Source organism: Meridianimarinicoccus roseus (assembly GCF_003172915.1).
Taxonomy (GTDB): Bacteria; Pseudomonadota; Alphaproteobacteria; order Rhodobacterales; family Rhodobacteraceae; genus Meridianimarinicoccus; species Meridianimarinicoccus roseus.
Genome location: NZ_QGKU01000021.1, coordinates 13,831 through 28,251, shown reverse-complemented (window position 1 = coordinate 28,251; position 14,421 = coordinate 13,831). Strand labels below are relative to the sequence as shown.

11 protein-coding genes are annotated in these 14,421 nt (G+C 67.6%); 7 read left to right on the top strand and 4 right to left on the bottom strand.

Annotation, left to right across the window (positions count from 1 at the left end):
• Positions 1 to 61: 61 nt before the first annotated feature.
• The 5 genes from DKT77_RS04955 to DKT77_RS04940 all read left to right on the top strand — a co-directional run bounded on the left by DKT77_RS04955 (position 62) and on the right by DKT77_RS04940 (position 5,761).
• Entirely contained in the window at positions 62 to 2,587 is a 2,526-nt protein-coding gene (locus DKT77_RS04955) for a penicillin-binding protein 1A (RefSeq protein ID WP_109810624.1), read from the top strand.
• A gap of 101 nt (positions 2,588 to 2,688) precedes the next feature.
• Positions 2,689 to 3,816: a peptide chain release factor 2 gene (gene prfB, locus DKT77_RS04950; RefSeq protein WP_109810623.1), complete on the top strand. Its 1,128-nt coding sequence runs from the start codon at positions 2,689 to 2,691 to the stop codon at positions 3,814 to 3,816.
• A gap of 9 nt (positions 3,817 to 3,825) precedes the next feature.
• Positions 3,826 to 3,960, top strand: a complete 135-nt coding sequence (locus tag DKT77_RS21320) for a hypothetical protein (RefSeq protein WP_274520046.1) — start codon at positions 3,826 to 3,828, stop codon at positions 3,958 to 3,960.
• 153 nt (positions 3,961 to 4,113) lie between these two features.
• Entirely contained in the window at positions 4,114 to 4,920 is an 807-nt protein-coding gene (locus tag DKT77_RS04945) for a DUF2189 domain-containing protein (protein WP_109810622.1), read from the top strand.
• 37 nt (positions 4,921 to 4,957) lie between these two features.
• Entirely contained in the window at positions 4,958 to 5,761 is an 804-nt protein-coding gene (locus DKT77_RS04940; protein WP_109810621.1) for a DUF2189 domain-containing protein, read from the top strand.
• A gap of 105 nt (positions 5,762 to 5,866) precedes the next feature.
• Here the strand turns inward: DKT77_RS04940 and DKT77_RS04935 are convergent, their stop codons facing one another.
• The 4 genes from DKT77_RS04935 to bcp all read right to left on the bottom strand — a co-directional run bounded on the left by DKT77_RS04935 (position 5,867) and on the right by bcp (position 9,534).
• Entirely contained in the window at positions 5,867 to 6,367 is a 501-nt protein-coding gene (locus tag DKT77_RS04935; RefSeq protein WP_109810620.1) for a bactofilin family protein, read from the bottom strand.
• Complete coding sequence (locus tag DKT77_RS04930) at positions 6,357 to 7,946, bottom strand: DUF5930 domain-containing protein (RefSeq protein ID WP_238547696.1); 1,590 nt, start codon at positions 7,944 to 7,946, stop codon at positions 6,357 to 6,359. Before DKT77_RS04930 ends, DKT77_RS04935 begins: the two co-directional genes overlap by 11 nt.
• 284 nt (positions 7,947 to 8,230) lie before the next feature.
• A complete protein-coding gene (locus tag DKT77_RS04925; RefSeq protein WP_420798292.1) occupies positions 8,231 to 9,076 on the bottom strand; it encodes a ferritin-like domain-containing protein in 846 nt (281 codons plus the stop codon).
• Positions 9,073 to 9,534, bottom strand: coding sequence for a thioredoxin-dependent thiol peroxidase (gene bcp / locus DKT77_RS04920; RefSeq protein WP_109810619.1), 462 nt, complete (start codon positions 9,532 to 9,534; stop codon positions 9,073 to 9,075). Before bcp ends, DKT77_RS04925 begins: the two co-directional genes overlap by 4 nt.
• 139 nt (positions 9,535 to 9,673) lie before the next feature.
• Here bcp and DKT77_RS04915 point away from each other — a divergent pair, with 139 nt between their 5' ends.
• Positions 9,674 to 13,294 carry an AsmA-like C-terminal region-containing protein gene (locus DKT77_RS04915; RefSeq protein ID WP_109810618.1) on the top strand — a complete coding sequence of 1,207 codons (3,621 nt, stop codon included), beginning with the start codon at positions 9,674 to 9,676 and terminating at the stop codon, positions 13,292 to 13,294.
• The gene (queA, locus tag DKT77_RS04910) at positions 13,291 to 14,355 is read left to right on the top strand and encodes a tRNA preQ1(34) S-adenosylmethionine ribosyltransferase-isomerase QueA (RefSeq protein WP_109810617.1); all 1,065 of its coding nucleotides are present in this window, start codon (positions 13,291 to 13,293) and stop codon (positions 14,353 to 14,355) included. The genes DKT77_RS04915 and queA overlap by 4 nt, the downstream gene beginning before the upstream one ends.
• The last annotated feature ends 66 nt before the right edge of the window (positions 14,356 to 14,421 follow it).

Genomic DNA, 14,421 nt, shown 5'->3' with positions numbered 1-14,421 from the left:
TGATTTTGACCCGCGCGCCCGGGCGCGGTATATGCACCCAATCCCTTCGGAAAGGCAGACCTTGGTTCGTTTCATTCTCGGCATCTTCGGGGCCATCTTCAGCTTCGTCACCATCGGCGCGGTGCTTGCCGCGCTGATCGTTGGCGGTGTGTTCTGGATGTATGGTCGCGACCTGCCCAACCATGAACAGCTTGCGCAATACGCGCCGCCCACGATCAGTCGCGTCTACTCAGGCGAGGGGCGCCTGATCGACGAATTCGCCCGCGAGCGGCGCCTGTTCGCCCCGGCGTCCGAGATCCCGGACCTCGTGAAGCAGGCCTTCATTTCGGCCGAAGACAAGAATTTCTATTCGCACAAGGGGTTCGATCCGGTCGGCATCGCGTCAGCGGCGCTGGACATGGCGCGGGGGGGCAACCTGCGTGGCGCGTCGACGATCACGCAGCAGGTCATGAAGAACTTCCTTCTGTCCTCGGACAGGTCGGCCGAACGCAAGATCAAGGAGCTGATCCTCGCCACCCGGCTGGAGCAGACGCTGAACAAGGACCAGATCCTGGAGCTGTACCTGAACGAGATCTATCTCGGGCAGAATAGCTACGGCGTGGCCGCAGCGGCACAGACCTATTTCAACAAGACGCTTTCGGAGCTGACCGTGGAAGAGGCGGCCTACCTTGCCGCGCTGCCGAAAGCGCCGTCCACCTACCATCCGGTGCGCGAACGGGAGCGCGCCACGGAGCGGCGGGACTTCGTTCTGCGCGAGATGAACGAAAACGGTTTTCTTGACGATGCCGCCTATCGCGTGGCGCTGGCCACGCCGCTGCGCACAGTGCAGTCGGGAGATTACGAAAGCTTCCGCGCCGCGCTGCCGCCGCGCGGCTATTTCACCGACGAGATCCGCCGCCAGCTGAGCCGGGATTTCGGCGAAGCGGAATTCTTCACCGGGGGCCTGTCGATCCGCTCCACGCTGGATCCCGACCTTCAGGATCGGGCAGCAACCGCGCTGCGCGGCGGGCTGGAACGCTATGACCGCCAGCGCGGGCTATGGCGCGGCACCGGCAAGTTCGTGCCCGCCGAGATGCTGGGCGACGAGGCTGCGTGGCGCGCCGCTCTGGACGAGGCCGATCTGCCGCGCGACGTGGACGGCTGGCACCTTGCGGTGGTGCTTGACATGACTGACACTGCGGCGCGCGTCGGGATCGAGGACCAGCCAGTCGCTGACACTGACGTGATCCCGCTGGACGAGATGACCTGGGCCGCCCGCCGCGGCGAGCGGCGCCCGCGCGTGCCGGATGACCTGCTGCGGCTGGGAGAACTGGTCTATGTCAAGGCTCAGACCGCCGAGGACGGCACGCTGGCGCATTACTCGTTGCACCAGATCCCGGAAGTGCAGGGCGCTTTCGTGGCGATGGATGTGAACACGGGGCGCGTGATCGCCATGCAGGGTGGTTTTTCGTATCAGGATTCGGTTTTTAACCGCGCCACGCAGGCCACGCGCCAGCCCGGATCGTCGTTCAAGCCGTTCGTCTACGCGACCGCGCTCGACAACGGCTACACGCCCGCGACGATCGTGATCGACGCGCCGATCGAGGTTAACATCGGCGGCGAGATCTGGCGCCCCAAGAACTATTCCAACAAGTTCTATGGCCCCACGCCGCTGCGCACCGGGATCGAACGGTCGCGCAACCTGATGACGATCCGGCTCGCGCAGGCCGTGGGCATGGAAAAGGTCGCCAAGTATGCCGAGGATTTCGGGGTCTATGACGACATGCCCGCCTTCCTCGCCAATTCGCTGGGCAGCCAGGAGACGACGCTGTACCGGATGGTGGCAGCCTATGCGATGTTCGCCAATGGCGGTGAGCGCGTGGAACCGACGCTGGTGGATCGCATCCAGGACCGCTGGGGGCGGACGATCTACCGTCACGATGCGCGCCGCTGCGTGGATTGCGACAGCCTGCTGGTGCCAGCCAGCCTTGCTCCGCGCATCGAGGACGACCGCGAACAGGTGATCGACCCGATAACTGCCTACCAGATCACGTCGATGATGCAGGGCGTGGTGGAACGCGGCACCGCGGCACGCACCGTGAACCTGCCGGTGCCGACCGCGGGCAAGACCGGCACCACCAACGACGAGAAGGACGTCTGGTTCGTCGGCTTCACATCGAACATCGTGGCGGGTTGCTATATCGGGCATGACCAGCCGCGGTCGCTGGGGCGCGGTGCCTCGGGGGGCGGGATGTGCGGCCCGGTCTTCAACGAATTCATGGAACACGCGGTGGCCAGCTATGGCGGCGGGCCGTTCGATGTTCCCCCCGGCGGTCATTTCATCAAGATCGACCGCGTGACTGGCGCGCGGCTTCCGAACGGGGCCAGCGGAGCGAATGTGGTGGCGGAATACTTCCGTGACGGCATCGACCCGGCATTCGGCGTGGCGGCCATCGATGGCGGCTTCGCGATGGGAGGCAACCTGCCGCTGTTCTCGCGCTCCGAGGCGCTGGAGGAGGGCCGCGAGGTCACCACCTCCACAGGCGAGGTGCGCCGCATCGCGCCAAAGGCGGGCTTCGGAACGATCAGTTCGGGTGGGCTGTACTAGCCCGCCATGCTGCCCCCCTGCGTCTTGCCTGTTCCCGTGGCGCTGCTATAACGGCCTATCGTGGCCGGGCAGGCCTGTCTAAAGCTGTGAAAAGGTGACCCATGCGCGCTGAAATCCAGAACACGGTGGCCGAGGTCGAGAAATCGCTCAAGCTTCTGGCGCAGCGGATGGATCTCGAGACTGCGCCGCACCGGCTTGAAGAATTCAATGCGATGACCGAGGATCCGGCACTCTGGAATGATCCGGAGCGTGCGCAGAAGCTGATGCGCGACCGCCAGATGCTGGTGGACAAGCTGGAGACCTATGAAACGCTCAAGCAGGATCTGGCCGACAATATCGAACTGATCGAGATGGGAGAGGCCGAGGATGACGCCGAGGTCGTGGCCGATGCCGAGGCGACGATCAAGGCGCTGAAGGAAAAGGCCGCCCAGAAGGAACTTGAGGCGCTGCTGGACGGCGAGGCGGACGGCAACGACACTTTCCTGGAAATCAATGCGGGCGCGGGCGGCACCGAAAGCTGTGACTGGGCGGCGATGCTGGCCCGGATGTATGTGCGTTGGGCCGAAAAGCACGGCTACAGTGTTGAGTTGCAATCCGAAAGCGCGGGCGAGGAGGCGGGAATCAAGTCCGCCGCCTACAAGATCAGCGGGCCGAACGCCTATGGCTGGCTGAAGTCCGAAAGCGGCGTGCACCGGCTGGTGCGGATTTCGCCCTATGACAGCGCGGCGCGGCGGCATACCTCGTTCAGTTCGGTCTGGGTCTACCCGGTGGTGGATGACAACATCGAGATCGAGGTGAACCCGTCAGATATACGGCTGGACACCTACCGCTCTTCGGGCGCGGGCGGTCAGCACGTCAACACCACGGATTCGGCCGTGCGGATCACGCACCTGCCGACCGGGATCGTGGTGACGAGTTCGGAGAAATCCCAGCACCAGAACCGCGATATCGCCATGAAGGCATTGAAATCCCGTCTTTATCAGATGGAACTGGACCGCCGGAACGCTGCTATCAACGAAGCGCATGACGCCAAGGGCGACGCGGGGTGGGGCAACCAGATCCGGTCCTATGTGCTGCAGCCTTACCAGATGGTGAAGGACCTGCGCACCAGCGTGGAGACGTCGGACACTCAGGGCGTGCTGGATGGCGATCTCGACAAGTTCATGGCGGCTACTCTGGCGCTTAACGTATCGGGCAAGTCGCGCGCCGAGGCACAGGCCGACGGCTGAGCCTTCCGCATGGATGCGGTTCTCTATCTCGTCCTGATCGCGGCGCCGCTGGTGATCGGCGCGTTTGTCGCGGTTTCACTGGTACGCGGCCTGTGGCGGCTGGCGCGTCGGCGCGCGGCTGCTGGGGCGCGAAAGCGCCGCTAGATCCGGCCGCGCGCGATCCTTAATTGCCGGTTGTTCGGGCTGCGCGTTACATTCCTTCGCAGGGGCGGCGATGGCATTTGACATGACGTCGGCCGCGCGGCACCCTTCCGTACGGACGCCGAAACGCCCATTCGAACAGGAGGAATTCGAGACATGGCCAGCGACCAGACCCCCGATTTTTCCACGACCGATCTGCCGGCATCGCCGACCCCTGTGCTCAAGCCGGTGACAACCGAGACGATAAAGACCGCGCTTCACAAGGGAGTGGAGGATTTCCGCAAGGCGCCGCTGTTCGGGCTGTTCTTCGGCGGTGTGTATTTCGTCGGTGGCCTCGTGTTGTGGTTGATCGCGCAGCGCGTGGACAACGCGGGCCTTCTGGTGCCGCTCGCGTTCATCTTCCCGCTGATCGGCCCGTTCGCGGCGATCGGCCTGTACGAGGTCAGCCGCCGGCAGGAAGCCGGAGAGTCCCTGGACTGGGGTGCGGTTCTGGGCGCGATGTCGCGTCAGAAGGGCGGACAATTGCCGTTCATGGGCGTTGTGATGCTGTTCATGGCGCTCGTCTGGATCGTGATCTCGCGGGTGACCTTCGCGATCTTCCTCGGCAATTCTGCCAGCATGACCAACATCTTCTCGTCCATGGACGTGCTGTGGACCCCCGAAGGCATACTGATGCTGGTGGTCAATGCCGCAGTTGGGTTTTCGGTCGCTCTGATGATCTTCTCGGTCACCGTCATCGCCATGCCCATGCTTCTCGATCGCGAGATGGATTTCGTCACCGCCATGATCACCAGCGTGCAGGTCGTTCTCGACAATCTTGAACCGATGCTGCTCTGGGCCGCGATCGTCGTCGGCTTGCTGATTGTCGGAATGCTGCCGATGTTCCTGGGTTTGTTCATCGTGCTGCCGGTGCTCGGCCATAGCACGTGGCATCTTTATCGCGCCGCGGTGGAACCGGCATGACAGGCCCCCTCACACACACAGTCCCCGGAGCGCGGGCATGAGCGACAGCAGCCCGGCCGGCGGCGGCGCAGGCGCGCCCGAGGACCTGTCCTTCGGCGTGCCCGATTTCCGTGCCGTGACGGGCCAGATGATCCGCGGGGCGCTGGCACGCGGCTGGCAGGACTTCCGTTCAAGTTGGCAGTATGGGCTGTTTTTCGGCGGGTTCTACACGCTGTGCGGGCTCGCACTGTGGCAACTGACCGTGATCACGGGACAGACTTACTGGATCATGTTGGCGGCCTTCGGGTTTCCGCTGATCGGGCCGTTCGCTGCGGTTGGCCTTTACGAGATCAGCCGACTGCTGGAACGCGGAGAGCCGCTGAGCTGGGGCCGTGTTCTGACCGGCGTGTGGCGCGAGAAGGACCGCCAGATCCCGTCGCTGTCGGCGATCATCATCGTGCTGTTCATCTTCTGGGTGTTCATCGGGCACGTGATTTTCGCGCTGTTCATGGGGCTGAGTGTGATGACCAATGTATCATCCTCATTCGAGGTGTTCCTGACGCCGAACGGGCTGATGATGATCGCGGCCGAACTGCTGATCGGCGGGCTTGTGGCCCTGCTGCTCTATTCCATCACGGTGATCGCCATGCCGATGCTGGTCGACCGCGAGGTCGATTTCGTGACCGCAATGATCACGAGTGTCGGGATTGTGACTCGGAACGCGGCTCCGATGCTTGGCTGGGCGGTTTGCATCGTGCTGGCGCTGGCGGTCGGGATGTTTCCCTATTTCTTCGGGCTGGTCGTGGTGCTGCCAGTTCTTGGCCACGCCACCTGGCATCTGTACCGCGCCGCCGTCGTTTGACGTGGCCTCCGGACTTGAAGGTGCCCGCGCGGGCAGAACAAAAAAGGCAGGCACGCTGTGGGGCGGCCTGCCTTGTTCTTTCGGACGGGGCTTTGGCCCCAGAGCTTACTGAGCTGCGGTGTCGTCCGACCGGGGGGCGGGGATCGCCTTCTGCGCGCCGCCGGATTTCAGCGGGTCTTCCTGCCGCTGCACCGAACCTTCGAAATGCGCACCGCTCTCGATCGCGATGGTCTTGTGGATGATGTCGCCTTCGACCTTCGCGGTGGAGGTCAGACGTACCTTGAGCCCGCGAACGCGCCCGATCACATGGCCGTTCACCACAACATCGTCGGCCACGATCTCGCCGCGGACAGTCGCGCTTTCGCCGACGGTCAGCAGATGGGCATGCACGTCGCCTTCGATCGTGCCTTCGATCTGAACGTCGCCCGAGGTGCGGATATTGCCGGTAATTGTCAGGTCGTTGGACAGGACCGAGGCCGGCGGTTTGGCCTTGGGGGCGGATTGGGTCGGCATCGCGGGCTGCGTCGGGGCCGAGGACCGGGTTTCGGACACGGGTTTGTCGGCGTCAGCGGGCTTGTGCTCGGGGGGCCGGTTCTTAGAAAACATCTGCAGCAGCCTTGATATAGGTCATCGGATTCACGGGATCGCCGTTCACGCGCACTTCATAATGCAGGTGCGTGCCGGTGGAACGACCGGAATTTCCCATACCACCGATCATATCCCCGCGCGAGACCCTTTGGCCGACCTGCACGTTGATTTTCGACAGATGCGCGAACCGTGTCTCGATACCGAACTCGTGCTGGATCTTCACCAGACGGCCATAACCCGACTGCCACCCGGCATGGGTGACCACGCCATCGGCGCTGGCATAGATCGGCGTACCATAAGCGCCGGCCCAGTCCATGCCCGCATGAAGGCGCGATCCGCCCCTTATCGGGTCGCGGCGATACCCGAAGCCGGACGTGCGCCGCACGGAGGCGTGCACGGGCTGCGCGAAAGGCACCTTGTCGGCCGCGATCCGGTAGAGGTTCAGCATGTCCATCTGTTCGATGATGGCATTGGCGCGCAGGCTTTCCGGGTCGGCGGGTGTGCCCTTGGTGGACATGGCGATCGGTGTCAACGGCCCGCCCATGCCGGAATACTGGCGTCGCATCTGGTTCAGGATGGATTCCGGTGGCAGGCCTACGTCGCGGAACATTTTGCCAAGCGGTTCCATCGCGAGCACGACGGCCTCTTCAAGCTGGGCGAAGATGCGTTCGTTCGACTCGCGCTTTAGGTCCAGTTCATGCTCAAGCGCCGCCAGGCGGTCCAGCGCCGAGGTCGCGTCGGTGACCGCGCTGGCCTTGTCCTGTGCGGTATCGTTCAGCGCACGGGCCAGGAAATCTACGGTGCGCTCTGCCTCGGCGCTGCGCCGTTCCAGCGCGGCGACATCGGCGGTGCCGTCATCCTGCGCCAGCGCGGCCAGCCGTTCCTGCGCGCTGTCGCGTTCGGCCATCGCGGTGTGCAGGATGCGTTGCAGCGCGGCGCGGCCTTGTTCCAGTTCGGTGATCTGGAGCTCTGCCTCCAGAAGACGGGCCTGGTAGCCGGCCAGTTCGTTCAGCGCCGCGTCATAGCCCTTCTGCGCTTCCAGCGCGGCCAGCCTGTGGGCGTCGCGGTCCGCCGCCAGCACCTGCACACGCTGCTCGTAGACCAGTTTTTCGTTCAGCGCGGCATCGCGGGCGCCGCCGCCCTGCACCAGTTCGATCACCAGGAACGAGGTTGCCGTGACCGACCAAGCCACCAGCGCCAGCGCGCCTGCGCCGGCCAGCAGGTGCTGGCGCGGGCCGATGCGGAAGAAGCGCGTGCCCTCGTCCGATTTCACAAAGATCCGCTTTTCGGGAAATAACCGCTCCAGAAGCCGGGGCCGGGCAACCGGTGCCGGGGCTAGGTCGGGCGCCGTTCCGTCCTCTGTCACGCTCTCGGCGTCGTCCACCCACACCGGCGCGGCGTCGGCGAAGCCGGTGGTCCCATCCTCGGCGTAGGAGCCGTAGTCGCCTTGGGGCAAGGCGCCGGGGTCGATCGGGTCGGGTTGTGTCAGAAACCCGTGTTCCGGATACGACGCCTGATCCATGGTGCCTTGCGCCGCTGTGTCCCACTGCGCCGTGTCCGCCGATTGCGACCACGGCTCCTGATCTGCCTGCATCATGACGCCTGCATCGGACCGGGGACCGTCCGTCCACTCCGACGGCCATGTCCCCTGTGCATCGTTTTGCCCCGTCACGTGATCCCTCTTTGCCTGGCACATGCGCGTTAACCACGCCTTTTTGCTTCTGCCAGCGGCGTAGCGCGGCAGGTTCGACAATGCAACAAAAGGCATCAGGGGTGCGGGAAACCTGCCTTGACGGGGCCGGAAACCGGCAGGTTTCCGCCGACGCGAGCCGCGAATGCGCCGCGCAGCGGCGCGGCGGGCTGCGGGGCGGACAGGCGTGGTCAGTCGGCGATCGCGAGCGGCCAGTAGAAATCCGGTGGCAGCCCAGCCTCTGCGCGCTTCTCGTCGTTGAAGGGCGGCTTCAGCGGGCCGTGGAAATACCGCTGCACGAGGTCGTGGAACACGTCCTTCGGGTCGAGGTCGTGCCGCCCGCACAAGAAGTGGAACCACTTGGATCCGTAGGCGACATGGGCGACCTCCTCGGTATAGATCACCTCAAGTGCAGCGACCGCGCGGCCATCGTCGGCCTTGCGGAACACTTCGATCATGCCCGGCGTCACGTCGAGCCCGCGTGCCTCCAGAACCATCGGCACCACCGCCAGCCGTCCCATCAGGTCGCCCGCGGTGTCCTCGGCGGCACGCCACATCCCGGCATGGGCGGGCAGCGCGCCATAGTGGCTGCCCATGGCTTCAAGACAGTCGCACATCAGATTGAAATGTTTCGATTCCTCGTCCGCAGCCTTGACCCAGTCCGCGGCAAAGCCCGGCGGCATCGGCGTGGCGGCGAACCTGGCGATGATGTCCCAATGCAAATCCACCGCATTCAGTTCGATATGCGCGATGGCGTGCAGCAGCGCGATCCGCCCGTTGGGCGTGCCGGGTCTGCGCCGGGGCACGTCACGCGGGCTCAGCAGTTCGGGCCGCGTCGGCCGGGCCGGGCGCGGCGGAGGTGCGGTATCGCCCATCGGCATCGGTCGGCCCGCCGCTTGCGCGTCACGGAACGCCTGCGCCGCGGCACGGGACAAAGCCGTCTTGGCGCGCCCGTCCGCCGTCTGCAGCACCGCCACCGCGCAGCCGGTCAGCGTGGCGGGCAGTGCGGCGACCTGCGCCGGGACCTCCCGGGTCACAGAGCCCGAGCCGCGTCCAGCACCGCCTCGGCATGACCGGGCACCTTCACCTTGCGCCAGACCTTGCGCACGGCGCCGTCCCCATCGATCAGGAAGGTGGACCGTTCGATCCCCATGTAGGTCTTCCCGTACATCGCCTTCTCGGCCCAGACGCCGTAGCGTTCGCATACGTCGCTGTGCTCGTCCGACAGCAGGCCGACGCCAAGGTCATGCTTGGCGCGGAACTTGCCGTGCTTGGCGACGCTGTCCTTCGAGATGCCGAACACCACCGCGCCTGCCTCCGCGAAGGCATCGGCCAACCCGGTGAAGGCCACCGCCTCCTTGGTGCAGCCGCTGGTGTCGTCGCGGGGGTAGAAATAAAGCACCACGATCCGGCCCCTCAGACCGGACAGTGTCACTTCGTCGCCGCCATCCTGCGGCAGGGTGAAATCGGGAGCGGGGGCGCCTTCGTCGAGCATTCTTGGCCTCTGTGACTGGATATCGCGGGTGCAAGCCGCGGGAATACGCCCGCAACGTTCTAGCACGGGCGCGGGAAAGTCCAGCGGGGTCAGAGCGTTCGGACTTGGTGCGAACCGCGCGCTGGCCTAGGCTGGGGCCATGAGGTTTCTGCGATCCTGCCTGTGGTGCACCGCGGCTTTGCTGCGCTGGACGCTGCGCCTGGCCGCCGTGCTGGGGATCGCCGCGCTGGCTGTGTTGTGGGCGGTTCGCCACGCGCCGGTCGCGGTGCCGCCCAAGCTGGTGGACCGGCTGTCGGTGCGGGTAAACCAGGATCTTGCGGCGATCGGCGTGTCCGCGCGGCTGGGCCGGGTGGAGATCGACCTGCGCGAGAACCTGTCCCCTGCGGTAGTGCTCGACGATCTGGCGCTGTTCGACCGGGCCGGCGATCTTGTGGTGGCGCTGGACCGGGTGGAGGCTGTGTTCAGCCGGGACGACGCGTTGCTGGCGCGCCCTGTGCCCAAAGCGGTCACGGCGCGCGGGGTGCAGGTCGCGCTGAGCCGCGATGCCGAGGGCCGTCTCACGCTGCAACTGGGCGACGCGACGCTGCTGCGTGGCGCGTCCAGCCCCGCCGAAGCGCTGGAGCGTCTGCGCGCGCGCCTTGCGGAACCGCGTCTTGCCGGGCTGCGGGCGATCGGGCTCGATCGCGTCGGGATCACGCTGAACGATGCCCGCGACGGGCGGCGCATCACCAGTCGTGACGGCGCGCTGCGGATCACGCGGGACGATGCCGGGAGGCTGGCGCTGGATGCCGATCTCGGCGTGTTCGACGATGGCGGCGGGGGATCGGATGCGGGCCGGGTGCAGGTCCATGTGATCAGCCCCGGCGGCGGCGCGCAAAGCGATCTGCGGCTCACGGTACGCGGGCTGGAACCCGCACGGCTGCGCGGTCTTGCCGGGCCCGGGCCGCTGGACGATCTGCTCACGCGGTTGCGCGCGCCGGTTTCTCTGGACCTCGTAGGGGCGATCGGCGCGGATGGCACACCGCGCCCGCTGGCCGGTCACCTGAATGTCGGCGCAGGGGCGATCGTGCTGCCGGGCGCCGCCGCCGATGTCGCGCTGGACGGGCTGAGCGCAGATCTGCACCTGTCCGCCGACCGGTCGCATCTCGCCGTCGCGGACCTGTCGCTCCGCAGCAGCCTCGTGTCGGGGGCGGGGCGGATCGACCTGCGTCGCGGGTCGGGGGACGGGTTGACCGCGCAACTGGCTCTGTCGGGGGTGCGCGCCTCGATTCCGCGCCGCGACCGGGGCGCCGGAGACGGGTCACCGGGCGCGGTCGCCGGAACTGGCGCGCTGCGCCCGGTTGCGGCGCGGCTGGCGCGTGCAGCGCCCGCGACGGGTGGTGGCGCGCGCGCGCCGCTCTTGCTGGGTGCGGACCGGCTCTGGGCCGACCTGCGCATCGATCGCAACAGCGGCGCGCTTGGCATTGGCGCGCTCACGCTGGAACGGGAAGGCGTCCGCGCCGTGGGGCGGGGCGTTCTCGACCGAGGCGGCACGGGCGGGGCGCCGCGCCTCGCGCTTGACCTGCATGCGTCGGATCCGGGACGGGCGGGGCTGTTCGCGCTCTGGCCTGTCGGGATCGCGCCGCGCACGCGCGTTTGGCTGGACAGTCGGCTCGGCCCGGCCGAGGTGACGGATCTGCGGCTCGCGCTGCGGCAGGATTTCGGCACAGTCGACGCGCCGGATCTTGCGCTGGATTTCGACTTTGCGGGAGCCGAGATCGCGGTCTCGGACGGGCTGCCCCCGCTGCGCGAGGCACGCGGGCACGGCGCGCTGGCGGGCGGGGCGTTCGGCTTGCGGCTGGTATCGGGCCTGCTGCCGGTGCCGGATGGCGGGGCCGTGACGCTGGAAGGGGCGACCGCCCATATCGGGCGGCTTGGCCGCGACCTCGCGCCGTTGCGGATCACACTGGGCGCGGCGGCGGCGCTGCCGGATGCGCTGCGGCTGCTGCGCCAGCCGCTGTTCCAGCCGCGGGCGGAGGGCGCCTCGGCGGCGGCGCCTCGTCCCGGCGGCGGAGATCCCGGTCTGCCCGATCAGGCAGGCGTCGGCGCGGTCGACGCTGCGACGCAACCAGGCGCAGCGCCCGACGGCGGTGTGCTCATGGCGCCCGGCGCGCTGTCGGGGCGGGTGCGGGTCGATCTCGCGCTCGATCTGGCGCTTGGTCCGAAGGCGACGCGCCCGCCGCCCGACTTCAGCCTCGATGGCGAGATCCTTGAGGCGCGCAGCGATACCTTGCTGCCCGGACGGAGCCTGAGCGCGGAGCGGTTGCACATCGCGGCGAACCCGGCGCGGGTGACGATCCGTGGGGCGGCGCAGCTGGACTCGGTTCCGTTAGACCTGCTGTACGAACGCGGTCTGGGGCTGCCACGGCGGCTTGTGCAGCCGGTGTCTGGCCGTCCTTCACCCCGGCCGCTTCCCCCCGCGCCGCCCGGCCGCGGCAGGCTGTCGGCGGTCCTGCCACTTACAGCCGCAGCACTGAGCGCGCTTGGCGTGTCGCTGCCGCCCGGCACGCTGCGCGGGCAGGGCAGCGCGCAGGTCAGCGTGGACCTTTCCGCCGATGGCCCGGCCGAGATGCTGCTGCGCGCCGACCTGACGGGGCTAGGGATCAGCGTTCCGGCTCTCGGCATTCGCAAGCCGCCCGGCGCGGCAGGGTCCGCCAATCTGGCGGGCCGGATCGGCGGCGGCGCAGTGCTTGACCGGATCGCACTGCGCCTGCCGGGGGCGCGGCTGGACGCCTCGGCGCGGATGCCGGGCGGCGGTGCGCCGGGCACCCTTGTGCTGGACCGGGTGGTTCTGGGCCGTTGGCTGGATGCGCGCGGGCGCTATGTGCCGGGCGGGCGGCTGGCGCTGACCGGCGGCACGCTCGACCTGCGCCATCTGCCGCCAAGGCCGGACGGCGCGGGCGACCCAGCAGGACCGGGCATAGATGTCACGCTGGACCGGGTCCGGCTGGCGGAAGGTCTGGATCTGACCGGACTGCGCGGCGCGCTGTCGCCCCGCCTGCACGGCTCGCTGACCGGCACTGTCAACGGTATCGCACCTGTGCGGCTGCGCCTCGCGCATGGCGCGCCGCAGGACGGCACAGATGGCGGCACGGGGCAGCAGACCGGGCTTGCGCTGCACCTGACGGGCGAAGACGCGGGCGCGGTGCTGCGCGCAGCCAACCTCGTTCCGTTCCTGCACGGCGGCGCGCTGGACCTTAGGCTGGTGCCGCGCGGCGTGCCGGGCAGCTACCGCGGCCAGCTGCGCATCATCGACACCGCGATCCGCGACGGCCCGGCGGGCGCGTCCTTCCTGTCGGCGATCAGCGTGGTGGGCGCGGCGGAACAGGCGGCCGGGAACGGCATCGGCTTTTCGGACATTCGCGCCGATTTCATGCTGTCGCGCGACCGCATCGACCTCATGGCCGCCAGCGCGACCGGCCCGTCCATCGGAATGTCGCTTGATGGCACTGTGAATCTTGCCACGCGGGTGCTGGACCTTCAGGGGGTCGTCTCGCCGATCTATTTCCTGAACCGGGTCGGCAGCTTCATGACTCGCCGTGGCGAAGGCCTGATCGGGCTGCACTACACCGTCACCGGCCCGATGTCGGCACCCCGGCTTGCAGCCAATCCGCTGTCGGTGCTAACGCCGGGGTTCCTGCGAGAGGTGTTCCGCGGCCAGAACGGGCAGGGCGGCGCATCCGGTGCAGGTGGCACATCAGAGGGAAGCCCCGGCCAGTGAAGCTTGACGATTTCGATTTCGACCTGCCCGAAGACCTGATCGCCACACGCCCGGTGCGCCCGCGCAGCGCGGCACGGCTGCTGGTGGCGGACCCGGCGCGGATCACCGACGCGCATGTCGGCGATCTGCCGTCCTTCCTGCGTCCCGGTGACCGGCTTGTGCTGAACGACACGCGGGTGCTGCCGGTCCGGCTGACCGGCACCCGCACGCGCGCGACCGACAGCGGCACCGGTGCGGCGCGGATCGAGGTCACACTTCTGGAGCCGCAGGCCGACGGGGCTTGGACCGCACTGGTCAAGCCACTGCGCAAGCTGGCGGATGGCGAGGTCATCGTGTTCACGGACCGGCTGGCAGCCACCATGCTGGGGCGCACCGGCGAGGGCACCGCCCGGCTGGGGCTGAGCCTCAAGGGCGATGCGCTGGAGGCGGAGCTGGCGCAGGCGGGTGCGATGCCGCTGCCGCCCTACATCGCCGCGCGTCGGCCCGCCGACGCCCGTGACCTCGAAGACTACCAGACGGTGTTCGCCCGCCGCAGCGGCGCCGTTGCCGCGCCCACCGCCTCGTTGCATTTCGACGCCGATCTGCTGGCGCGCATCGCGGCGGCGGGTGTGGATTTCACCCATGTGACGCTGCATGTCGGGGCCGGGACCTTCCTGCCGGTGAAGGTGGACGATCCCGCACAGCACAAGATGCACGCCGAGTGGGGCGAGGTGACACCGGACGCCGCGGCCGAGATCGCGGCGACGCGGGAAGCGGGCGGGCGCATCATCCCGGTCGGCACCACCGCGCTGCGCCTGCTGGAAACCGCGGCGCAGGGCACCGGCGAAGTCGTGCCGATGGCGGAACCCACCGACATCTTCATATATCCCGGTTTCCGGTTCCGGGTGACGGACGGGCTCATGACCAATTTCCACCTGCCAAAATCCACGCTGATGATGCTGGTGTCGGCGTTTATGGGGACGGACCGGATGCGCGCCGTCTATGCCCACGCCATCGCGCAGCGCTACCGGTTCTTCAGTTACGGCGACGCCTCGCTCCTGCTGCCGACCAAACGCGCCTGAACCGGCGCTCCGGGCACTGCGCTTTTCCGGACACGCCACGCGCATGAGGTGTTTTCACCGGGTGCG